23 protein-coding genes are annotated in these 19,838 nt (G+C 66.9%); 14 read left to right on the top strand and 9 right to left on the bottom strand.

The genetic code is table 11. From position 1 onward, the window contains the following. Positions 1-25 precede the first annotated feature (25 nt). Positions 26-640 (top strand): TetR/AcrR family transcriptional regulator, encoded by a 615-nt coding sequence (locus ACFWU2_RS16715; protein ID WP_378608705.1) that lies wholly within the window; start codon positions 26-28, stop codon positions 638-640. A 4-nt stretch (positions 641-644) separates the two neighbouring features. Here the strand turns inward: ACFWU2_RS16715 and ACFWU2_RS16710 are convergent, their stop codons facing one another. Continuing rightward, positions 645-1,196 (bottom strand): TetR/AcrR family transcriptional regulator, encoded by a 552-nt coding sequence (locus ACFWU2_RS16710; protein WP_378608168.1) that lies wholly within the window; start codon positions 1,194-1,196, stop codon positions 645-647. 166 nt (positions 1,197-1,362) lie between these two features. Here ACFWU2_RS16710 and ACFWU2_RS16705 point away from each other — a divergent pair, with 166 nt between their 5' ends. From ACFWU2_RS16705 to tuf, 7 genes are all read left to right on the top strand, one after another. Next, positions 1,363-1,992 carry a TetR/AcrR family transcriptional regulator gene (locus ACFWU2_RS16705; RefSeq protein ID WP_378608166.1) on the top strand — a complete coding sequence of 210 codons (630 nt, stop codon included), beginning with the start codon at positions 1,363-1,365 and terminating at the stop codon, positions 1,990-1,992. A gap of 10 nt (positions 1,993-2,002) precedes the next feature. After that, positions 2,003-2,557, top strand: coding sequence for a DUF3558 domain-containing protein (locus ACFWU2_RS16700; RefSeq protein ID WP_378608164.1), 555 nt, complete (start codon positions 2,003-2,005; stop codon positions 2,555-2,557). Continuing rightward, on the top strand, positions 2,554-3,114 hold the full coding sequence (locus tag ACFWU2_RS16695; protein WP_378608162.1) for a DUF3558 domain-containing protein: 561 nt from the start codon (positions 2,554-2,556) through the stop codon (positions 3,112-3,114). Before ACFWU2_RS16700 ends, ACFWU2_RS16695 begins: the two co-directional genes overlap by 4 nt. 337 nt (positions 3,115-3,451) lie before the next feature. Continuing rightward, on the top strand, positions 3,452-3,826 hold the full coding sequence (gene rpsL / locus ACFWU2_RS16690; RefSeq protein ID WP_072704519.1) for a 30S ribosomal protein S12: 375 nt from the start codon (positions 3,452-3,454) through the stop codon (positions 3,824-3,826). Beyond that, positions 3,826-4,296, top strand: a complete 471-nt coding sequence (rpsG, locus tag ACFWU2_RS16685) for a 30S ribosomal protein S7 (protein WP_072704522.1) — start codon at positions 3,826-3,828, stop codon at positions 4,294-4,296. Before rpsL ends, rpsG begins: the two co-directional genes overlap by 1 nt. Before the next feature lie 143 nt (positions 4,297-4,439). After that, positions 4,440-6,542 (top strand): elongation factor G, encoded by a 2,103-nt coding sequence (gene fusA / locus ACFWU2_RS16680; protein WP_378608160.1) that lies wholly within the window; start codon positions 4,440-4,442, stop codon positions 6,540-6,542. 94 nt (positions 6,543-6,636) lie between these two features. After that, positions 6,637-7,827: an elongation factor Tu gene (tuf, locus tag ACFWU2_RS16675; protein ID WP_378608158.1), complete on the top strand. Its 1,191-nt coding sequence runs from the start codon at positions 6,637-6,639 to the stop codon at positions 7,825-7,827. 93 nt (positions 7,828-7,920) lie between these two features. Here tuf and ACFWU2_RS16670 read toward each other — a convergent pair whose 3' ends face one another. The 5 genes from ACFWU2_RS16670 to ACFWU2_RS16650 are packed head-to-tail and all read right to left on the bottom strand — an operon-like array spanning position 7,921 to position 10,492. Next, on the bottom strand, positions 7,921-8,487 hold the full coding sequence (locus tag ACFWU2_RS16670) for a hypothetical protein (RefSeq protein WP_378608156.1): 567 nt from the start codon (positions 8,485-8,487) through the stop codon (positions 7,921-7,923). After that, positions 8,484-9,527, bottom strand: coding sequence for an Asp23/Gls24 family envelope stress response protein (locus ACFWU2_RS16665; RefSeq protein WP_378608154.1), 1,044 nt, complete (start codon positions 9,525-9,527; stop codon positions 8,484-8,486). The genes ACFWU2_RS16670 and ACFWU2_RS16665 overlap by 4 nt, the downstream gene beginning before the upstream one ends. Continuing rightward, positions 9,520-9,714 carry a DUF2273 domain-containing protein gene (locus ACFWU2_RS16660; RefSeq protein WP_378608152.1) on the bottom strand — a complete coding sequence of 65 codons (195 nt, stop codon included), beginning with the start codon at positions 9,712-9,714 and terminating at the stop codon, positions 9,520-9,522. Before ACFWU2_RS16660 ends, ACFWU2_RS16665 begins: the two co-directional genes overlap by 8 nt. Beyond that, positions 9,711-10,037, bottom strand: a complete 327-nt coding sequence (locus tag ACFWU2_RS16655; RefSeq protein ID WP_378608150.1) for a hypothetical protein — start codon at positions 10,035-10,037, stop codon at positions 9,711-9,713. Before ACFWU2_RS16655 ends, ACFWU2_RS16660 begins: the two co-directional genes overlap by 4 nt. Next, positions 10,034-10,492, bottom strand: a complete 459-nt coding sequence (locus ACFWU2_RS16650) for an Asp23/Gls24 family envelope stress response protein (protein ID WP_169619529.1) — start codon at positions 10,490-10,492, stop codon at positions 10,034-10,036. Before ACFWU2_RS16650 ends, ACFWU2_RS16655 begins: the two co-directional genes overlap by 4 nt. Positions 10,493-10,722: 230 nt before the next feature. On the opposite strand from ACFWU2_RS16650, the gene ACFWU2_RS16645 reads away from it, so the two are divergent. The 3 genes from ACFWU2_RS16645 to ACFWU2_RS16635 all read left to right on the top strand — a co-directional run bounded on the left by ACFWU2_RS16645 (position 10,723) and on the right by ACFWU2_RS16635 (position 13,555). Then, positions 10,723-11,901, top strand: a complete 1,179-nt coding sequence (locus ACFWU2_RS16645) for an NAD(P)/FAD-dependent oxidoreductase (RefSeq protein ID WP_378608148.1) — start codon at positions 10,723-10,725, stop codon at positions 11,899-11,901. Positions 11,902-11,958: 57 nt separating this feature from the next. Next, positions 11,959-12,759: a glutamate racemase gene (locus tag ACFWU2_RS16640; protein ID WP_378608146.1), complete on the top strand. Its 801-nt coding sequence runs from the start codon at positions 11,959-11,961 to the stop codon at positions 12,757-12,759. Positions 12,760-12,829: 70 nt separating this feature from the next. Then, positions 12,830-13,555 (top strand): DNA alkylation repair protein, encoded by a 726-nt coding sequence (locus ACFWU2_RS16635; RefSeq protein WP_378608144.1) that lies wholly within the window; start codon positions 12,830-12,832, stop codon positions 13,553-13,555. Between the two features lie 49 nt (positions 13,556-13,604). Here the strand turns inward: ACFWU2_RS16635 and ACFWU2_RS16630 are convergent, their stop codons facing one another. From ACFWU2_RS16630 to ACFWU2_RS16620, 3 genes are all read right to left on the bottom strand, one after another. After that, positions 13,605-14,660, bottom strand: a complete 1,056-nt coding sequence (locus tag ACFWU2_RS16630) for a 2Fe-2S iron-sulfur cluster-binding protein (RefSeq protein WP_378608142.1) — start codon at positions 14,658-14,660, stop codon at positions 13,605-13,607. 306 nt (positions 14,661-14,966) lie between these two features. Next, positions 14,967-15,446: an SRPBCC family protein gene (locus ACFWU2_RS16625; RefSeq protein WP_378608140.1), complete on the bottom strand. Its 480-nt coding sequence runs from the start codon at positions 15,444-15,446 to the stop codon at positions 14,967-14,969. Between the two features lie 26 nt (positions 15,447-15,472). Continuing rightward, the gene (locus tag ACFWU2_RS16620; protein ID WP_378608702.1) at positions 15,473-15,790 is read right to left on the bottom strand and encodes an ArsR/SmtB family transcription factor; all 318 of its coding nucleotides are present in this window, start codon (positions 15,788-15,790) and stop codon (positions 15,473-15,475) included. 198 nt (positions 15,791-15,988) lie between these two features. Between ACFWU2_RS16620 and ggt the strand changes: the two genes are divergently transcribed. The 3 genes from ggt (at position 15,989) to ACFWU2_RS16605 (ending at position 19,755) form a co-directional block, all read left to right on the top strand. Continuing rightward, positions 15,989-17,962: a gamma-glutamyltransferase gene (gene ggt, locus ACFWU2_RS16615; RefSeq protein ID WP_378608138.1), complete on the top strand. Its 1,974-nt coding sequence runs from the start codon at positions 15,989-15,991 to the stop codon at positions 17,960-17,962. Positions 17,963-18,070: 108 nt separating this feature from the next. After that, positions 18,071-18,997 carry an ABC transporter ATP-binding protein gene (locus tag ACFWU2_RS16610; protein ID WP_378608136.1) on the top strand — a complete coding sequence of 309 codons (927 nt, stop codon included), beginning with the start codon at positions 18,071-18,073 and terminating at the stop codon, positions 18,995-18,997. Continuing rightward, positions 18,994-19,755: an ABC transporter permease gene (locus ACFWU2_RS16605; protein ID WP_378608134.1), complete on the top strand. Its 762-nt coding sequence runs from the start codon at positions 18,994-18,996 to the stop codon at positions 19,753-19,755. The genes ACFWU2_RS16610 and ACFWU2_RS16605 overlap by 4 nt, the downstream gene beginning before the upstream one ends. The last annotated feature ends 83 nt before the right edge of the window (positions 19,756-19,838 follow it).

Below are 19,838 nucleotides of genomic sequence, written 5' to 3'. Positions count from 1 at the left end.
GCCGGCCCCTACGCTGGTCGGCATGATGAGTGCGCCGAGCGAGCCCCGTCGACGCGCGGAGCAGCAACGCGGCCGTGCCACCCGCGTCACCATCCTCGATGCTGCTGTGTCCGTTCTGGTCGAGCACGGATACTCGAACGCCACGACCGTCCGTATCCAGGCTGCGGCGGGTGTCTCGCGCGGTCGGCTCCTGCACCATTTCCCCAGTCGCGATTCGCTCCTGGTCGCGTCGGTGCATCACCTTGCGGCGCAGCGCGTCCAGGGTCTCGGGCACGACCAGGAGTGGCCCGACGACCCGGTCGCGCGGGTCGCGCTGGCGGTGGACCTCATGTGGCTGCATTTCCGGCAGCCGTATTTCTGGGCCTCGATGGAACTCTGGCTCGCGGCCCGCTCCCACGAAGAACTCCGCCGCGAATTGATACCGCTCGAACGGACTCTCGGCGGGATGATCAAGGCGCAGACCGATCGGTTCTTCGGCAGCGACTTCATCGGGCTCCCGCGCTACCGCGTGGTGCGCGATCTCGTCTACAGCAGCATGCGGGGGATCGCCCTCGGTTATGCGATCGATCCCCGGGATCCGGACGCGGACCCGAATCTCGTGGTGTGGCGTGAACAGTTCGAGGATCTCCTGCAGCGGTGATCCGTCATCGGGTGTCGAGATTCTCGAGTGCCTGCGTCAACACCCAGTTCAGCGACCATCGCAGGACGGAGACGTCCTGGACGGGAAGAGTTTGCTGATAGCCGGTCAGTGCGAACATCGCGAGGTGCGCGAATCTCTGCGCGTCGTCCCCCGGGCCGAGGATCGCGGCGGTGGACTCGGCCACCACGTCGAATCGCTGCCGGTCCACGAGGGCCTGGATGTCGCGCACGGCGTGATCGCTGTACGCCCAGCCCCGGATCGCCGATTCGGCGGGATGCGGGAGCTTGCACGCGAACTCGATGAGCATCTCGAGCCGGCGCCGGGGAGAACCTTCGAGTCGTGCAGTCTCGGCCAGTTGCAGGGTCTGTTGGTCGAGCCAGTTCTGAAGGAACTCTCTCTTGAAATCGGCCCAGCTCACGAAGTAGTTGTAGAACGACCCGGTGGTGACCTCGAGGTGTGCGCACAGGCGTGCCTGCTTGAGTCCCGCGTGGGCGTGCGTCGCAAGAATGTCGAGGGCGGCGGTGAAATAGTCTTCGCGCCGGACAATCGTCGCCACGTGGGTTCCCCTTTCGTCCGGTGCGTCGTCCCGCTGTTCGGGCAGGCTACGTTCGTACGGTCTCGGCGTGATCTCATTCCGTCGGGTCGTGGGACATGAGGTGGCGTTCCGGGCGCCGAACGCTTCCCGACGATCATCCCTGCGGGGCGAGGACCGAGGAGGACGGGTGACGCGCGAACCCAAGCAGGATCGCAGTCGGGCAACGCGTCTGCGCCTGCTCGAATCCACGATAGATTGCCTGGCCGAGCTCGGCTGGGCGGCGACCACCGTCGGTGTCGTCGCGGAACGTGCCGGAGTGTCGCGCGGGGCGACCCAGCACCATTTCCCGACCCGTGAGGATCTCATCACGGCTGCTCTCGATTTCATGTTCGACAGCCGGATGGAACGCGCCCGGAACGAGACGCTCGACGTGCCGCCCGGCAGCGCTCGCACCGAGGCGGTCGTGTCGCGTCTCGTCGAGCAGTACACCGGCAATCTGTTCAACGCGGCGTTGCAGGTCTGGACCGCCGCAGCGGCGGATCCCGCGCTGCGCGAACGACTTCTCCCGCTCGAGGAGCGTTTCGGCCGGGTCGCGCACAAGGTGGCTGTCGAACAACTCGGGGCGGACGACTCCGATCCGGTGGTGCACCGCATGGTGCAGGCGACTCTGGACCTCGCCCGTGGCCTCGGCCTGGCCGACGTCCTCACCGACGACTCGGTGCGACGACGCGAGATCGTCAGGCACTGGGCGGCGCAGCTCGACACCGTTCTGGAAGACGCCCGGAGTCGGCGCGCAGCAGGCCCTGCGGCTCGGTAGTGTCTCGGCCATGTCCTTCGAGCGGACCGGTAGCAGAGCGGCGACTGCGGCCCTGGCATTCCTCGCGATGCTCGTCGCGGCCGGGTGCGGTTCCGGCGACGACGCCGCAGACCAGGCGCAGACCTCGACGACATCGGCTGTGACCGAGGCGGGCCCGCTCTTCGGCGAGTGCGGGTCGCTGACCGACGACGAGGTGGCGAACGCGTTCGCGCTCGGTCCGTTCTCGTCTGTCACACGCAACTCCGTCGGATGCGAGTGGGAACTCTTCGTCGGTGGCCCGAGCGTGAGTTTCAGCTGGTACCGGGGAAGCCCGATCGGCAGGGAACGGGCGGGGTCCGATCTGATCGGCCGCCCTGCAACGGATGTCGAGGTCGGGGGCAATCCCGGGTTCCTGGGTTCGTCCCAGTCACTGGACGGGCAGACGACCCTGTGCGAGATCGGGGTGCAGTTCGGCGGCGACTTCATCCATTGGTCCGTCTCCTACGGGAACTTCCCGCCTGCGGCAGATGCGTGTGCCGTCGCTCGCAGTCTCGCGGACACCAGCGTCGAGAGAGCGCAGCAGTGACGCGCCGCGTTCCGCTCCGGCCGGCCGGTCGTCGTCTCGGCGCCGGCGTGGCAGCGCTCGCGGTATGCGCCACGGTGCTCACCGGATGCTCCCGGACCATCGAGGGCCGCGCAGTGCAGGAAGGCGCGGGTGGCGGCGGGAACACCGAGGAATTCACCCGCCTGCTCACCGAGTGCGACGCGGTGTCGGATCCGCAGATCGCCGAGGCGGTCGGAGCCGCAGCGGTGTACCGGGGGTTCTTCGGAGCGATCTGCCGGTGGGAGGGCGATGGGCCCGGCGGCGTCGTGAAGGTCACCTTCAACTGGTTCGAGACGGGCTCGCTCGACCACGAGCGCTCCGCCGCCGAACACCTCGGGTACGCGGTGGAGAACACCACGGTGGAGGGACGACGGGCGCTGCAGATACGCAGGCCCGAGGACCCGTCGTCGTGCGGGGTGAGTTCGGGTGCCTCGACGACCGGTATCTTCGGCTGGTGGGTGCAGTACCAGGGCAGTGGGCCGGACCCCTGCGAGGCCGCTGCTACCTTGGCACGGCTCACCTTGAACCTCAGCAGCTGACCGTGGCTGGGGGCCGACCAGGGTCGAGCGGGTCCTCGGTTGCCTACCTCACTTTGACCTGATGCTCGCCAGCCGGGTATCGTTGTGGGTCGTGTCCGGCAAGCCCGGACCGGTCTGTGTGCCTATGCGAGGTAGTGCCGTGCGCGTCGTCTGTAGAAGTCTGCAGTTACGAGTTCCCGGCTGCCTGTGTGGGGGTACGCGACACACCCGACCTCGTGTGCACACGAGGGGCGAGTGAGGGGCAGCTAGCTCTCTTGTCCCAACCGATGGATCCCTAATTTCAGAACAGCCAGTGTTGCTCGTGTGAGCAGCTCCAGACAACGAAGAAAGCCGGTTAATGCCAACCATCAATCAGCTGGTCCGTAAGGGCCGCCGCGACAAGACCGTCAAGGTCAAGAGCGCGGCCCTCAAGGGCAGCCCGCAGCGTCGCGGCGTGTGCACTCGCGTGTACACCACCACCCCGAAGAAGCCGAACTCGGCTCTTCGTAAGGTCGCCCGCGTGCGCCTCACCAGCTCTGTCGAGGTCACCGCGTACATCCCGGGTGAAGGCCACAACCTCCAGGAGCACTCGATGGTGCTCGTGCGTGGCGGTCGTGTGAAGGACCTTCCCGGTGTCCGCTACAAGATCATCCGCGGTTCGCTCGACACCCAGGGTGTCAAGAACCGCAAGCAGGCCCGTAGCCGCTACGGAGCGAAGAAGGAGAAGGCCTGATGCCACGTAAGGGTCCCGCTCCCAAGCGTCCACTGATCGCCGACCCGGTTTACGGGTCCCCGCTGGTTACCCAGCTGGTCAACAAGATTCTGATGGACGGCAAGAAGTCCACTGCAGAGCGCATCGTCTACCAGGCGCTCGAGCAGGCACGTGAGAAGACCGGTACCGATCCGGTCGTCACCCTCAAGCGCGCGCTCGACAACGTCAAGCCCGCCCTCGAGGTTCGTAGCCGCCGCGTCGGTGGTGCTACCTACCAGGTGCCGGTCGAGGTTCGCCCCGGCCGTTCCACCACCCTCGCACTTCGGTGGCTGGTCACGTTCGCACGTCAGCGTCGTGAAAAGACCATGGTGGAGCGCCTCGCCAACGAGCTTCTCGATGCGAGCAACGGCCTCGGTGCCGCTGTGAAGCGTCGCGAAGACACGCACAAGATGGCTGAAGCCAACAAGGCGTTCGCGCACTACCGCTGGTGAGTCGAGGCCGGTCGGGAGGCACCGTGATCCGGACCTCCCGATCGGCTGCTCGCACAACTGTGTCGGTCCCGTAAAGGCCGGCTGACAACACAAGAACATGGGTCCGCACAAAGGACCGACACTAGCTACGAGCGGGGTTACCTGTGGCACAGGAAGTGCTGACCGACCTGAACAAGGTCCGCAACATCGGCATCATGGCGCACATCGATGCCGGCAAGACCACCACGACGGAGCGCATCCTCTTCTACACCGGTGTGAACTACAAGATCGGTGAAACCCACGACGGTGCTTCGACCACCGACTGGATGGAGCAGGAGAAGGAGCGTGGTATCACCATCACCTCCGCCGCCGTCACCTGTTTCTGGAACAACAACCAGATCAACATCATCGATACGCCCGGCCACGTCGACTTCACGGTCGAGGTCGAGCGGTCCCTGCGCGTCCTCGACGGCGCCGTTGCCGTCTTCGACGGCAAGGAAGGCGTCGAGCCCCAGTCCGAGCAGGTCTGGCGCCAGGCTGCCAAGTACGACGTTCCGCGCATCTGCTTCGTCAACAAGATGGACAAGATGGGCGCGGACTTCTTCTTCACCGTGCAGACCATCATCGACCGTCTCGGCGCGAAGCCGCTGGTCCTGCAGCTCCCGATCGGTGCCGAGGATGCCTTCGACGGCGTCGTCGACCTGGTCGAGATGCGTGCGCTGACCTGGCGTGGCGTCACCGAGATCGGCACTCCGCCGACCATCGAGGAGATCCCCGCCGATCTCGTCGAGCTGGCTGCGGAATACCGCGAGAAGCTTCTCGAGACGGTCGCCGAGTCCGACGAAGAGCTCATGGAGAAGTACTTCGGTGGTGAAGAGCTCACGGTCGCCGAGATCAAGGGCGCCATCCGCAAGCTCACCGTGGCCTCCGAGCTGTACCCGGTGATCTGTGGCACCGCGTTCAAGAACAAGGGCATTCAGCCCATGCTCGACGCTGTCATCGACTACCTGCCGACTCCGCTGGACATCGGCGAGGTCGAGGGTCACAAGCTGAACGACGAGGAGACCATCCTCACTCGTAAGCCGAGCAAGGACGAGCCGTTCTCGGCTCTCGCGTTCAAGATCGCGTCGCACCCGTTCTTCGGCAAGCTCACCTTCGTGCGCGTCTACTCGGGTCGTATCGATCCGGGTGCTCAGGTGCTCAACGCCACCAAGGGCAAGAAGGAGCGCATCGGCAAGCTCTTCCAGATGCACGCCAACAAGGAGAACCCGGTCGACGAGGCCGTGGCCGGCCACATCTACGCGATGATCGGCCTGAAGGACACCACGACCGGTGACACCCTGTGCGACCAGGCGAACCCGATCGTCCTCGAGTCGATGACGTTCCCGGACCCGGTCATCCAGGTTTCGATCGAGCCCAAGACCAAGTCCGACCAGGAGAAGCTGGGCACCGCGATCCAGAAGCTCGCCGAAGAGGATCCGACCTTCTCGGTCGAGCTCGACGAGGAGACCGGCCAGACCGTCATCGGCGGCATGGGCGAGCTCCACCTCGACATCCTCGTCGACCGCATGCGTCGCGAGTTCAAGGTCGAGGCCAACGTCGGCAAGCCGCAGGTCGCGTACCGCGAGACGATCACCAAGCCGGTCGAGAAGCTCGAGTTCACGCACAAGAAGCAGACCGGTGGCTCCGGCCAGTTCGCGAAGGTCGTCATCGCCCTCGCGCCGTTCCGCGGCGAAGACGGCGCGACCTACGAGTTCGAGAACAAGGTCTCCGGCGGTCGTGTGCCCCGCGAGTACATCCCGTCGGTCGACGCGGGTGCGCAGGACGCGATGCAGTACGGCGTGCTCGCCGGCTACCCGCTGGTGAACGTCAAGGTCACGCTGCTCGACGGCGCGTACCACGACGTCGACTCGTCCGAAATGGCGTTCAAGATCGCCGGCTCGCAGGCCCTGAAGGAAGCCGCCCGCAAGGCAGCTCCCGTCATCCTCGAACCGCTCATGGCTGTCGAGGTCACGACCCCCGAGGACTACATGGGTGAAGTGATCGGCGACCTCAACTCCCGCCGTGGCCAGATTCAGGCCATGGAGGAACGCAGTGGTGCCCGTGTCGTGAAGGCGCTGGTTCCGCTCTCGGAGATGTTCGGTTACATCGGTGACCTTCGGTCGAAGACCCAGGGCCGCGCGAACTTCTCCATGGTGTTCGATTCCTACGCAGAGGTTCCGTCGAACGTCTCGAAGGAAATCATCGCCAAGGCGACCGGCGAGTAGCCTTCGGGTTATCCCCTCGGTCACCTGCACGACCAAGTAATACAAACCGCACTGCTGCATACTGCAAGCAACAACAGTCCAGGAGGACATTCCAGTGGCTAAGGCGAAGTTCGAGCGGACCAAGCCGCACGTGAACATCGGCACCATCGGTCACGTCGACCATGGCAAGACCACCACGACGGCCGCCATCACCAAGGTGCTGGCAGACAAATTCCCGGACCTGAACGAGAGCTTCGCGTTCGACCAGATCGACAAGGCTCCCGAGGAGAAGGCTCGTGGTATCACGATCAACATCTCCCACGTCGAGTACCAGACCGAGAAGCGCCACTACGCGCACGTCGACGCTCCGGGTCACGCGGACTACATCAAGAACATGATCACCGGTGCCGCCCAGATGGACGGCGCAATCCTGGTCGTGGCTGCTACCGACGGCCCGATGCCCCAGACGCGTGAGCACGTGCTGCTCGCTCGCCAGGTCGGCGTGCCGTACATCCTCGTTGCGCTGAACAAGGCCGACATGGTCGACGACGAGGAAATCCTCGAGCTCGTCGAGATGGAGGTCCGCGAGCTCCTCGCTTCGCAGGAGTTCGACGAGAACGCTCCGGTCGTCCCGATCTCTGCTCTCAAGGCACTCGAGGGTGACGAGAAGTGGGTTCAGTCGATCGTCGACCTCATGCAGGCCGTCGACGACTCCATCCCGGACCCGGTCCGTGAGACCGACAAGCCGTTCCTCATGCCCGTCGAGGACGTCTTCACGATCACCGGCCGCGGCACGGTCGTCACCGGCCGTATCGAGCGTGGCGTTGTCAACGTCAACGAAGAGGTCGAGATCGTCGGCATCAAGGAGACCTCGACCAAGACCACGGTCACCGGTATCGAGATGTTCCGCAAGCTGCTCGATCAGGGCCAGGCGGGCGACAACGTCGGCCTCCTCGTCCGCGGCATCAAGCGCGAGGACGTCGAGCGTGGCCAGGTCGTCGTCAAGCCCGGCACCACGACTCCCCACACGGAGTTCGAGGGCCAGGCTTACATCCTCAACAAGGAAGAGGGCGGCCGCCACACGCCGTTCTTCAACAACTACCGTCCGCAGTTCTACTTCCGTACCACGGACGTGACGGGCGTTGTTACCCTTCCCGAGGGCACCGAGATGGTCATGCCCGGTGACAACACCGAGATGTCCGTCACGCTGATCCAGCCGATCGCCATGGACGAGGGCCTTCGCTTCGCTATCCGCGAAGGCGGTCGTACCGTCGGCGCCGGTCGCGTCACGAAGATCATCAAGTGAGCTAGTTCTCACTGACGCCAACGGCGTCCACCCTTCGGGGTGGACGCCGTTCGGCGTTTCAGGACCGGTGGACGATGCGGCCGGCGCGTGCCGTCAGTCGTGTTCGGGGTGCGGCGGATCGAGATGCAGCAGCACCTGGGTCGCCACCCTGGCACCGCCGAGTGCGCACGCGGCGCGTTCTGCGGTGTCCTCGGCGTGCGCCGTGAACTCCGCGACGTCGATTCCCGGCTCGGCGTGCACCACCACCGACAGCGTGGGCAGGTGCCGTTCCACCACGGCGCGGCCGCGCGCCGACCGCACGCCCGGCAGCCCCGCGAGTGCGCGTGCCACGCCCTCCGCGACCGGGCCCAGTTCCACACCGAGCGTCGCGTCCGTCACCTCGTCGAACAGTTGCACCGTCGAGGTGCGACGGCGGGACAGATTCACCACGAGCAGGACGATGCCGATCGCGGCCCCCACGGCGAACACGGTCCACAGTGCGGGTGTCCACCAGTCCTGGTCGGGAACGTCGATGACGCGTGGCCGGTCGAGTTGCGAGACCCGATCCCGCGCCAGGGGCACCTCCCACAGCCAGGCGAGCGCGAAGGCGCCGATTCCGAGCAGGACGCAGCCCGTCACGAGCGCGAAGAAACGGTTGGCGAGCACCGTACGGAGTTTCATCGGCGCGTTCCTCCCACAGCGTTCGCCCGCGTCTCTGCGGGGGTGACCTTCACGATCAGTGGAAGGGGGTCGGCGAGCAGCGAGAGATTCGGTTCGACCTCGGCGCGCACGGTCGCGGTGAGTTCGGCGACCGGCACTTCGGGGTCGGCGACTATCCGCACCACCGCACGCCTGCGATCGACCACAGTCCGCGCGGTGCGCACACCGGGGAGCGCCGATGCCCGGGCACTGCACATGCGCGCGACGTCGGTACGCCGCATCCACACCGTGTCCACGGGACCCGCGACTCGCAGCGGGAGGTGGGTGCGTCGCCGTGGCTTGATCGCCGCGAACAGCAGCGCGGCACCGAGCAGCACGAGCACCGCGGCCACCGGACCGATCCACGGTTCCCAGTGCAGCCTGCCGAACCACTCGAACGCGTTGCGGAGCCACGGTGCTCCGGCGTAGGTACCGCGCACGATGAGAAGTTCGCGGGCGGCGACGAACGCGAGTCCGAGCGCACCGATCGCGATGAGCGCCGCGGCCGGCGCCGCCGCCGGGGTCGCGAGCGGGGGCAGCGGTTGCACGACCGGTATCCGCGCGCGGGACTCGGCGTGAGCGACGATGTCGGATTCGAGGTACTCGACGGGGACGGACTGCTCGGTCGGTTCGTCCTCGTGGGCCTGGGGGGTCGCGGCGACGAAGACGTTCAGTTCGGTGACGTGCAGACCTGTGTAGTCGTGCAGGTGACGCGCGACGGCGTCGTGCACCCTCCGCGTCAGTGCTGCTGCGTCGTACGGCCATTCGGCGGCGATGAAGAGATTCACCGCGACCGCCCGCCCGCCGGTGGTCACATCGGCACGAGGAAGTTCCCGGCCCGTGAGCAGACTCAGGTTGCCGGTGTGCCGGACCACGCCGGGAACCTGGAGTGCGGCCGACGCGGCGATGCGTTCGACTGCGCGGTCCTTGATGACGAGAGTGCCGCGGTTCCCGACCGTGTCGGTGTCGTCGAGTGTGGAGCCCGGCAGTGGCCCGGTCTCCGTGGGGACACCATCAGCCACGGCCGCGGCTCCGCAGTATCGCACCGAGGTCGAGCAGACCGTCCCGGTGTGCACCGATTGCGGCACCGAGCGCGCCGAGAAGGACCGCGAACAGCAGTCCGCTGACGCCCCCGAATATCCCGGCAAGAGCGAGGAGGAGACCGGCGATCAGGCCGATCGCGGTGTTGCCGGTGGGAGTGTGGTTCACGGGGACACCTGTTTCTGTTCGAGGTGGACGTCTTCGATCGTCACATGCACCGGAGGGCCGACGACCGCTTCGACGAGGGCTCGCACGGTGTCGGCGAGGGCCGGCAGATCGGCGGGGTATTCCGCGGTGATGTGCACGGCGCACCCCTCGGGTCCGAGCCGGATCCCGGGAATCCGGCGTCCCGGCAGGTACGTCGCGACCGACCCGAACGGGCCGCTGTTGAGCCCGGCGACGCCTGCGACACCCGTGACGACCTCGGCGACGAGGTCTGCAACCTCGGGGTCGGGGTGCGTACGGGGGTCCGCGCCGGGAGACGAGGTCACTGCACTCGAGGCTTGAGCTCGTCGGCTGCTGCCGCCTCGTCGTACAGCACCACGTCGAAGACGGTGATGTTGACTTCGGTGACCTCGAGACCGGTCATCCGTTCGACGGCCGTGATCACGTTGTGCCGAATCGCGATCGCCAGCTCGTGTAGCGCCACGCCGTATTCCGCGACGATGCCGATATCGATCGCGGCCTGTTTCTCGCCGACCTCGACCGCGACGCCCTGCCCGTGGTTGATGCGTGCTCCCGGGATGCGGTCGCGCAAGGCGCCCACCACCCGGGCGGTACCCGCCCCGACGTCGAACACGCCGCTGACCTCGCGTGTCGCGATGCCTGCGATCTTGGCGACCACCGCGTCGGCGATGATCGTCCGACCCTGGCTGTCGAGGGGACCGGAGAACGAACCGGTACCGAACTGGATGCGGCTGATTCCTGCGCCGCTGTCGCTGGTCATGAGTGCTCCTCGTGCCGTGTGGGTCGTGGGGAACGTGCGGGCCGTGCGTTGTCCATCATTATCCGCCCGGTGAGGGTGATATGCCGGGCAGGACCGCCACCGTGTTGTGCTGCGGGGTATTTCGGTGTTGCCGGGATCGGCGCGCTGTTCAGCCCTGTTCGTGCGTTTGGTATGAAGAGTGCACGCACACGGGTGGCAGAGGTCACGCCGCGATGAGGAGGATGTACCAGGTGGCAGTCGAACGGATCGTAATAGCAGGAGCCGGACTCGCGGGTGTGCGAACCGCAGAGGAGTTGCGACGCGCGGGGTACGAGGGCGAGATCGTTCTGCTCGACGACGAGGGCCACCTGCCCTACGACCGGCCCCCGCTGTCGAAGGATGTCATCCGCGGCGAGCGGGAGGACACCACCCTCCGCCCCGCCGAGTTCTTCGACGAGCAGCGCATCGACCTGCGACTCGGCGCCGCTGCGCGCTCGGTCGACACCGACGCCCGCACCGTGACGCTCGCCGACGGCACCGAACTCGCCTACGACGAGTTGGTGATCGCCACGGGTCTACGAGCGCGGCGCATCCCGGGCCTGCCCGATCTCGACGGCGTCCACGTCCTGCGGTCGGTGGACGACAGCCGCGCCTTGCGGGCCGCGATCGTCCCCGGCGTCCGGGCACTGGTCGTCGGCGCCGGCTTCATCGGATGCGAGGTCACCGCCAGCCTGCGGGCACTGGGTGTCGACGTCGTCCTGCTCGAGCCGCAGCCGACGCCGCTCGCGTCGGTGCTCGGCACCGAGGTCGGTTCCCTCGTGGCACGACTGCACACCGAGGCCGGAGTCGACCTGCGTGCAGGAGTCGGGCTTGCCGAACTGCGTGGCGACGGCCACGTCACCTCTGCCGTGCTCGGGGACGGCACCGAGATCGACGTGGATCTCGTCGTGCTGGGTATCGGATCGGTGCCCGTCACCGAGTGGCTCGAGGGCTCCGGGATCGAACTGGACAATGGTGTCGTGTGCGACGACACGGGCAAGGCATCCGCGCCGCACGTCTGGGCGGTCGGCGACGTCGCGTCGTGGCAGGTTCCCGGTGGTGCGCGCAAACGCGTCGAGCACTGGACCAATGCCGGAGAGCAGGCCACCGTGCTCGCGAAGAAGATCGTCACGGGGGAGTTCGGGGGCGTCGGCCAGGTGCCCTACTTCTGGAGCGACCAGTACGACATCAAGATCCAGGGCCTGGGTGCGGTTCGAGCCGACGACACCGTGCACGTGGTGCGCGACGACGGACGCAAGTTCCTCGCGTACTACGAGCGTGAGGGCCGCCTCGTGGGTGTCGTCGGTGGTGGGCTGCCCGCGCAGGTGATGAAGACGCGGATGAAGATCGCCGCCGGCGCGCCCATCGAGGAGTTGCTCGCAGCCGTGTGAGCACTCGAAGCCGTATGCCTGAACACCGCCGCGACCGGGAAGGGCTAGATTCGTAGGGTGATCGTTGCGCTCATCGACTCGGGATTCGGTCTGCTGCCGACTGCTGCGTGGCTCCGCCGGATGCGTCCGGATCTCGACTTGTTGCTGTCGATGGACCCGGAGTGCGCTCCCTGGGGACCGAAGCCGGCCGACTGGGTGTCCGACCGGGTGGTGACCACCGCTCGGCGCGCCGTCGACCGCGGTGCCGACGCGGTGGTGCTGCCGTGCAACACGGCGTCGGTGACCGCCCTGGACGATGTGCGGGTCGCGCTCGGTGACGACGTTCCCGTGATCGGGACCGTGCCCGCGATCAAGCCTGCTGCGGCCGTGTGCAAGTCGGTGGCGATCTGGGCGACCGCCGCGACGACCGCGAGTCGTTACCAGGCCGACCTCATCGAGAAGTTCGGGAACGGCAGCGAGGTCGTGAGCGTCGCATGTCACGGACTCGCCGATGCCATCGACCGGGGTGACCGGGAAGGCGCCGACCGGGCGATCGCCGATGCCGTGGCGCGCACTCCGGACGACGTCGAGGGGATCGTCCTCGGCTGCACCCACTACCCGCTGGTGGCGGACTCGATCCTTGCCCGTTTTCCCGAGGGTGTGCGCTTGTTCGACAGCGCCGAAGCGGTCGCCAGGCAGACGCTGCGTCGTATCGCCGACCTCGATGCGGACGAGCCGGGTATCCGCGAATTCGGGGACCGATCCGGAGCCACCGGGCGCGTCGAGGTGTACCTCAGCGGCACACGCGGGGCGCTCCCGCCCGGAGCGGAGGCGTTCGCGGCAGGACGGGAACTGCTCGCCGCCACGACTACGAGGTAGAAGCATCAGGTTCCGCACCACGCGGGCCGTCCGGACACGTGCGGCGCCGACGAGACCGTAGGCTCGGGCCGTGACCGACGACCTGTCCGCGGAGGACGTTCGCGCGGCGCTCGACGCCCTCGGCGATCCTGCCGCAGCCGCCGGGATGGGACGCTTCTTCAAGACCGGACCCGGCGAGTACGGCGAGGGCGACGTCTTTCTGGGACTACGGGTGCCGCAGACACGTGCCGTGGTCCGGAAGTTCCGCGACCTGCCGATCGAGGAGTCGCGTCTGCTTCTGGACAGCCCTGTCCACGAACACCGTCTCGCCGGTCTGCTGATCCTCGTGGACAGGTATGCGCGCGACCCGGTCTCACGTGGCCGGGTGGTCGAGGTGTACCTCGACGCTCTCCGCTGCGGACGGGTGAACAACTGGGATCTCGTCGACGCCTCGTCCGATCACATCGTGGGTGAATGGATCCATGCGAATCCGGCCGATGCAGGGTTGCTGACGACGCTGGTCGACGACCCCGACCTGTGGCGGCGGCGTGCCGGGCTGCTCGCCACGTTCGCCTTAGTCAAGAGTGGAGAGGCCGGACCGACGCTCATGGTGGCCGAGCGTGTCCTCGGCGACCGCCGGGATCTGATCCAGAAGGCGGTCGGCTGGATGCTGCGTGAGGTCGGCAAACGCGTGGACCGGGCCGTCCTGCTCGACTTCCTCGAGCGTCACGCGGCCGCGATGGGCCGGACGGCACTGAGTTACGCCACCGAGCATCTCGACGCGCAGGAACGCGCCCGGCTTCGCGGGTTGCGCTGACGAGGCGTGGACGGCACCCGACGATGCCGGCCACGCCCCGACGTGCGGCTCAGAACTCGATTTTGAGGTGGTCGGTGACAGGACGCGCCTGACACCCCAGGATGTAGCCCGCTTCGATGTCCTCCGGGTCGAGGACGTCGCAGTTCTCCATCTCGACCTTGCCTTCGAGGACGGTGCACGCGCACGATCCGCACTCGCCCTCCTGGCAGGAGTAGGGGACGTCGATGCCCTTGGCGAGCATGATGTCGACGAGCGTCTGCTTGCGGGGCCAGGTCAGATTGTGGACCTCACCGTCGAGTTCGACCTCGACGGTCGCCGCGTCCGCGGCCTCCTCGTCGCTGACCTCGACGGGCGCGTGGTCCGCGAAGGGATCACCGGACAGCGAGTTGAACACCTCGGCGTGGACCTGCGTCCGCGCCATTCCGATGCTCTGGAGCGCCTGGTGCACGGTGTCCATGAACGGTCCCGGCCCGCACATGAACGCTTCACGATCGGAGTACGGCGCCGCGAGTGTGGCGAGCTGGTCGGCGCTGGGAAGGCCCTGCACGGATTCGAGCCAGTGAACGACCGTCAATCGGGTCGGGTACTTCTCGGCGAGCATCCGCAGTTCCTCGGCGAAGATGACCGACGCTTCGTCGCGGTTGGCGTAGATCAGCGCGACCTTGCCGGATCCCTGGGTCAGCGCGGACTTGAGGATCGCGATGACCGGGGTGATGCCGCTGCCGGCCCCGAAGAGCACGAAGTCGTGGTCGAAGGACTTGGGGGTGAACACCCCGGCGGGCGGCAGAACCTCGAGGGTGTCACCCACTGCGACGGTGTCGCAGAGCCAGTTCGACCCGTAACCGTCGGACGTGCGCTTGACGGTGACCTTGGGGGCGTCGTCGGTGTGCGGTGAACTCGCGAGCGAGTAGCAGCGCGCCACCGAGCCGGTGCGGTCGCTGGGGATCCGCAGGGTGAGGAATTGGCCCGGCTTGTAGGCGAACTTGTCGCGGAGTTCGTCGGGGACGGCGAAGACGATCGACTTCGCGTCGGCGGTTTCCTCGACGACGGCGGAGACGGTGAGTACCACCGATCGCGAGCCGTGGGGCACCTCGACAGTCGTCATGGCGTGTGTCGTCCTCTCGTGCAAAACCGTGCGGGAGCAGTGGCGCCACCCCGGGTGTTCCCGTTCTGGGATTTTCCGGAACACCCCGCAATCTAGAACGCGTTCTAGTTAAGGGTAGCAGCCTGTTGTAGGCCCCAGAAACGGTACCGGGTGCACGCGAGGGCACCCCCGCCTGTCCCGCACAGTGGGCACTTCTGCCTCGGCAGGGCGGCCCGAGCGTTCCGCGTGCCGCGTTCGTCCTACGGCTCTCGATTCGGCCTGATGCGGCCGCACTCGGCGACGAGTGTGGCCGCGTCAGGCGGATGATCAGGCGGTGGCCTTCGAGAGAAGCTCTTCGATCCGTTCGTAACAGTCGCTCGTGCCCTCCTCCCATCCGGAGGACGCCATCCCGTCGCGTGCTTCGAGGCTCGGGAACACGCTGTGTCCGCTGAGCTTGCTGCGGCCGTCGCCGAGATCCTCGAAGGTCATGAACTCGATGCTCACGATGTCGCGGAATTGATCGAATTCGAAGGTCTGGATGGCGAATTCGTTCTCCCGCACGGTGTGGAACACGCCGGAGAAGGTGTACGAACCGCTGTCGTCGCTGTGCGTGTACCGGTACGAACCACCGCTACGGAAGTCGTAGTGGTCCAGGTCAATGGACACCCCGCGCGGCCCCAGCCACTGAGCGACGAGAGCCGGATCCTGATGTGCTCGGAAGATTTCGGAGACGGGATAGTCGAACTCGCGCTCGTAATCGATGAACGGAACGCCGTCCGGGACGTTGACGTGCAGTGGGTTGCTCATGTCGATGCCTCTCGCAGGGAGCGGGATCACCCCGGTGGGGGGTCTGTGGTGTCGGCCGTGTCCCCGGCCAGCACAGCGTCGAGGCTGCGGAACTGCTGTTCCTTGGTCAACCGATACCGGTCGATCCAGGAAGTCAGCGCCTCCAGCTGTGCGGGATTCAGGTGAACGGGGCGGCGCTGGGCATCGCGGGTGCGCGTGACGAGCCCGGCTTGCTCGAGTACCTGAATGTGCTTCGAGATCGCTTGGGTGGTGATCGCGAAGGGTTCCGCGAGTTCGTTGACAGTGGCGGGACCCCGGCTGAGCCGGGCGACGATGCGTCGGCGGATCGGATCGGAAAGGGCCATGAAGGCCCGGTCGAGCAGTTCGTCGTCCGCGTCGGCAACGTCCACCTGCCACCATCCTTATTCAACCTTTCGGTTGAATAAAGCATCCGCCGAGGAGATACACGTGTCAAGACCCTTTACGGCAGATTTGCGGCGCCAACGAGGATCGATGTCGCGTTTGCCCGGTGAATGCCGCGACCCCCGGCTACCGTCGTCAAGATGATCTCGGTGGGGAGCAATCGGTCGGGAATACGTGTCGCTCTGGCTGCGGCGGCGGCGCTCGCACTCGTGGGCGGATGTGCGTCGAGCGCGGACGGCGATTCGGAGAACACCGCCGCGCCCGAGGCGGTGTGTGGAGCGACGCCCAACGGCACGCCGTTGACCGGTGCACCGCCGCCGGAGACCGGGGGTGGTGACATTTCCACCAACCCGGAGATCGCCACCGGCTACCGCAGCGGCATGACCGCTGTGAGTACCGAATCGTTCGCGGTCTCCACCGCCAACCCCGTCTCCACCGAGGTGGCGTGCGAGGTCCTCCGCGACGGCGGGACGGCGGCCGATGCGCTCGTGGCCGCGCAGATGGTGCTCGGACTCGTCGAACCGCAGTCGTCCGGTATCGGCGGCGGAGCGTTCCTGATGTACTACGACGCCGAATCCGGTGCGGTCCAGGCGTTCGACGGACGGGAAACCGCCCCGAGCGCGGCCGACGAGAATTATCTTCGCTGGGTCAGCGACACCGACCGCACCGAGCCGAAGCCCGATGCTCGCGCGAGCGGACGGTCGATCGGCGTACCCGGTGTCCTCCGCATGCTCGAGTCGGTGCATGCGGAGTACGGAGACCGGGAGTGGCGGAGTCTGTTCGCTCCCGCTATCGATCTGGCCGACAGAGGCGTGAGCGTCAGCGATCGGATGGCACAGTCCATTGCCGATTCCGCCGAGCAACTCGCGGTCGACGACGAGGCCCGCGCGTACTTCCTCGAGCCGGACGGCAGCCCCAAGGCCGTAGGCTCGACGCTGACCAATCCGGCGATGGCGAAGACCCTCGGCGCAATTGCAACCGACGGCGCCGACGCGTTCTATACCGGTGACATCGCACAATCGATCGTCGAGGCGACCGGGAGTACATCCGGTGGGCGAACACCGGGAAGCCTCACGCTCGACGATCTCGCCGCGTACGAGGCGAAGGAGCGCACGCCGCTGTGCACGCCCTACCGTGACCACGAGATCTGCGGGATGCCGAACCCGTCGTCCGGCGGCACCGCCGTCGCGGCCACTCTGGGCATCCTGGAGAACTTCGACCTCGCCGCACTGGGGCCGTCCGAGGTCGACGCGAACGGGGGAGTGCCGAATGCCGAAGCGGTGCACCTGATTTCCGAGGCCGAGCGTCTCGCGTACGCCGACCGCGACAAGTACGTCGCCGATTCGGACTTCGTTCCGCTGCCCGGGGGCTCGCTCGACACCTTGGTCAACCCCGAGTACCTCGCTCAGCGGGCGGCGCTGATCGACCCGGGCAAGAGCATGGGCACCGCGCAACCGGGCGATTTCGGACCGGTACCGCTCGGGGTGCCGCCGCAGAGTCCCGAGCACGGCACCAGCCACATCTCGGTCGCCGACAGTTACGGCAACGTGGCCGCCATGACGACGACCATCGAATCGGCGTTCGGGTCGTTCCACATGGTCGACGGCTTTCTCCTCAACAACCAGCTCACCGACTTCTCGGCGGAACCCACGGGCAAGGACGGGCTGCCGGCCGCCAACAGGGTAGAGCCGGGAAAGCGGCCGCGCAGTTCGATGGCGCCGACGCTGGTGTTCGACAGGACACCCGACGGAGAACGAGGCGACCTGCAGATGGTCGTGGGATCGCCCGGCGGATCGGTGATCATCCAGTTCGTCGTCAAAACGCTGGTCGGGATGCTGGACTGGGGGCTCGACCCGCAGCAAGCGATCTCGGCCGTATCGTTCGGCGCGGCAAATACCCCTGCCACCGGCGTCGGGGGTGAGCATCCCGCCGTCGACGCGTCCGACGACGGCGCACAGGACCAGCTCGTGCAGCAGCTTCGGGACAAGGGACACGAGGTGTCCGTCGCGCCGCAGTCCAGCGGGTTGAGCGCACTGCAGCGCGACGAGGCGGGCTGGATCGGGGGAGCCGATCCTCGGCGCGAGGGAGCGGTGATGGGCGATCCGGCACCGTGACCGCGCTCGTCCGCCAGGATCGGGCGCGGAGAACATGACATCCGTCGTCTCGGACTCGTGACAGCCGGGTATGTCGCTCGGGGCCCGGTTGCGTGCACACTTTCGACCATGGAACACACAGGTGCCCCGGCACTCGAACTGCGGGACGTCGTCAAGACCTTCCGTGCGCAGGGAGGCGAGGAGGCGCATGCGGTGTCGGGCCTCGACCTCACCGTCCGGCGCGGTGAGGTCATGGCTCTGCTCGGACCGAACGGCGCAGGGAAGACCACAACGCTCGACATGGTTCTCGGGCTGACTACTCCGACCTCGGGGTCGGTTGCCGTATTCGGCGCACCTCCGCGGCAGGCCGTCCGCGAAGGCCGGGTCTCCGCCGTCCTGCAGACCGGCGGACTGTTACGCGATCTCACGGTGCGTGAAACCGTGCGCATCATCGCCTCCACCTTCGACACCCACCGCGACATCGACGACGTTCTCGACAGCGCCGGACTCTCGGTGCTCTCCCGCCGGATGGTGTCGAAGTGCTCGGGCGGAGAACAACAGCGGCTTCGTTTCGCTCTCGCGCTGCTCCCCGACCCCGACCTGCTCGTCCTCGACGAACCGACCGCGGGAATGGACGTGGCCGCCCGCCGCGAGTTCTGGGCAACCATGCATGCCGAGGCCGACCGGGGCCGCACGATCGTGTTCGCAACCCACTACCTCGAAGAAGCGGACGCCTTCGCCGGTCGCATCGTCATGATGGCCGGAGGGCGGATCGTGGCAGACGGGCCCACTGCCGAGATACGGGCTCGGGCCACCGGCAGGCTGGTCTCCGCAGAGGTGCCACCGGAGTTCCGAGACGAAGCGCAGGCGGTCCTCGCGTCGACCCCGGGTGTCGCCGACATCTCCTGGGTCGGAAAGAGAATCGAGGTCCGGACAACGGATTCCGATTCGGTGGCCCGCATTCTCCTCGTACGCCTCGGTGCCCGCGACCTCGACATCGTCAGTGGTTCGCTCGAAACCGCCTTCCTCGCGCTGACACAGAAAGCAACGGCATGAACGCCACCTTCGTCGGGCTGGAGTTGCGGAGGACCTTCCGCGACTACGTCAACGTCTTCTTCATCGCGGTGCTGCCCGCGTTCTTCTACCTGATCTTCGGTGCCTCCCAGTCGTTCGCGACCGAGTCGGCCGGCAACGGCAACGTGGCGATGTACATCATGATCTCGATGGCGGCGTACGGCGCGGTGACAGCCACCACGGGCGTGGGCGGCACGGCAGCAGTCGAGCGGATGCAGGGCTGGGGCCGGCAATTGGGGCTGACCCCGCTGACCGACGCGTCGTATGTGGCGATGAAAGCAACGGTGGCCCTCGTGGTCGCGGCCATTCCGATCGGGCTGATCTTCGTCCTCGGGGTCTTCACAGGGGCGTCCGGCGACTCGGGTGCGTGGATCCTCAGCGCGGTGGCCGTGCTCGTCGGTGCCGCAGTGTTCTCCGTCTACGGATTGGTGTTCGGCTTGGCCTTCCGGTCGGAAGCGGCCGTCGGCGCCGCCGGCGGCAGCCTGGTGATCCTCGCGTTCCTCGGCAACATCTTCATTCCGCTGTCGGGCACGTTGCTGACCATCGCCAAGTTCACTCCGCTCTACGGCTATGTGTCGCTGGCGCGCTACCCCGTCACCGAAGGTGTGCTGATCGACCGCGCCGGAAACCCGCTGCCGTCCGAGCCTCTGTGGGTGCCGGTCCTGAACCTGTCGGTGTGGGCGGTGATCTTCGTAGCGCTGGCGACCTGGCTGGTGCAGCGCGGACGTGGCCGGCAATGACGATGTACGTCGAGGCTGCCCGGCGAGTTCAGCAGACCGGGTCGAACCGACCGTCCGTCACCACCCGCCCCGGCACCACGGTT

Source organism: Rhodococcus sp. NPDC058639, from assembly GCF_042717545.1.
Lineage (GTDB): Bacteria > Actinomycetota > Actinomycetes > Mycobacteriales > Mycobacteriaceae > Rhodococcus.
The sequence above is the reverse complement of the archived record's forward strand: the minus strand, read 5'-3'. Positions and strand labels throughout refer to the sequence as shown.

Bases quoted from the DNA above. Each gene is read 5' to 3' on its own strand.
- ACFWU2_RS16715 (WP_378608705.1), top strand. From the start codon at position 26: ATGAGTGCGCCGAGCGAGCCCCGTCGACGCGCGGAGCAGCAACGCGGC.
- ACFWU2_RS16670 (WP_378608156.1), bottom strand. From the start codon at position 8,487: ATGAAACTCCGTACGGTGCTCGCCAACCGTTTCTTCGCGCTCGTGACG.
- ACFWU2_RS16605 (WP_378608134.1), top strand. From the start codon at position 18,994: ATGAACGCCACCTTCGTCGGGCTGGAGTTGCGGAGGACCTTCCGCGAC.
- ACFWU2_RS16630 (WP_378608142.1), bottom strand. From the start codon at position 14,660: ATGACGACTGTCGAGGTGCCCCACGGCTCGCGATCGGTGGTACTCACC.
- ggt (WP_378608138.1), top strand. From the start codon at position 15,989: ATGATCTCGGTGGGGAGCAATCGGTCGGGAATACGTGTCGCTCTGGCT.
- rpsG (WP_072704522.1), top strand. From the start codon at position 3,826: ATGCCACGTAAGGGTCCCGCTCCCAAGCGTCCACTGATCGCCGACCCG.
- ACFWU2_RS16625 (WP_378608140.1), bottom strand. From the start codon at position 15,446: ATGAGCAACCCACTGCACGTCAACGTCCCGGACGGCGTTCCGTTCATC.
- rpsL (WP_072704519.1), top strand. From the start codon at position 3,452: ATGCCAACCATCAATCAGCTGGTCCGTAAGGGCCGCCGCGACAAGACC.
- ACFWU2_RS16700 (WP_378608164.1), top strand. From the start codon at position 2,003: ATGTCCTTCGAGCGGACCGGTAGCAGAGCGGCGACTGCGGCCCTGGCA.
- ACFWU2_RS16610 (WP_378608136.1), top strand. From the start codon at position 18,071: ATGGAACACACAGGTGCCCCGGCACTCGAACTGCGGGACGTCGTCAAG.
- ACFWU2_RS16650 (WP_169619529.1), bottom strand. From the start codon at position 10,492: ATGACCAGCGACAGCGGCGCAGGAATCAGCCGCATCCAGTTCGGTACC.
- ACFWU2_RS16620 (WP_378608702.1), bottom strand. From the start codon at position 15,790: ATGGCCCTTTCCGATCCGATCCGCCGACGCATCGTCGCCCGGCTCAGC.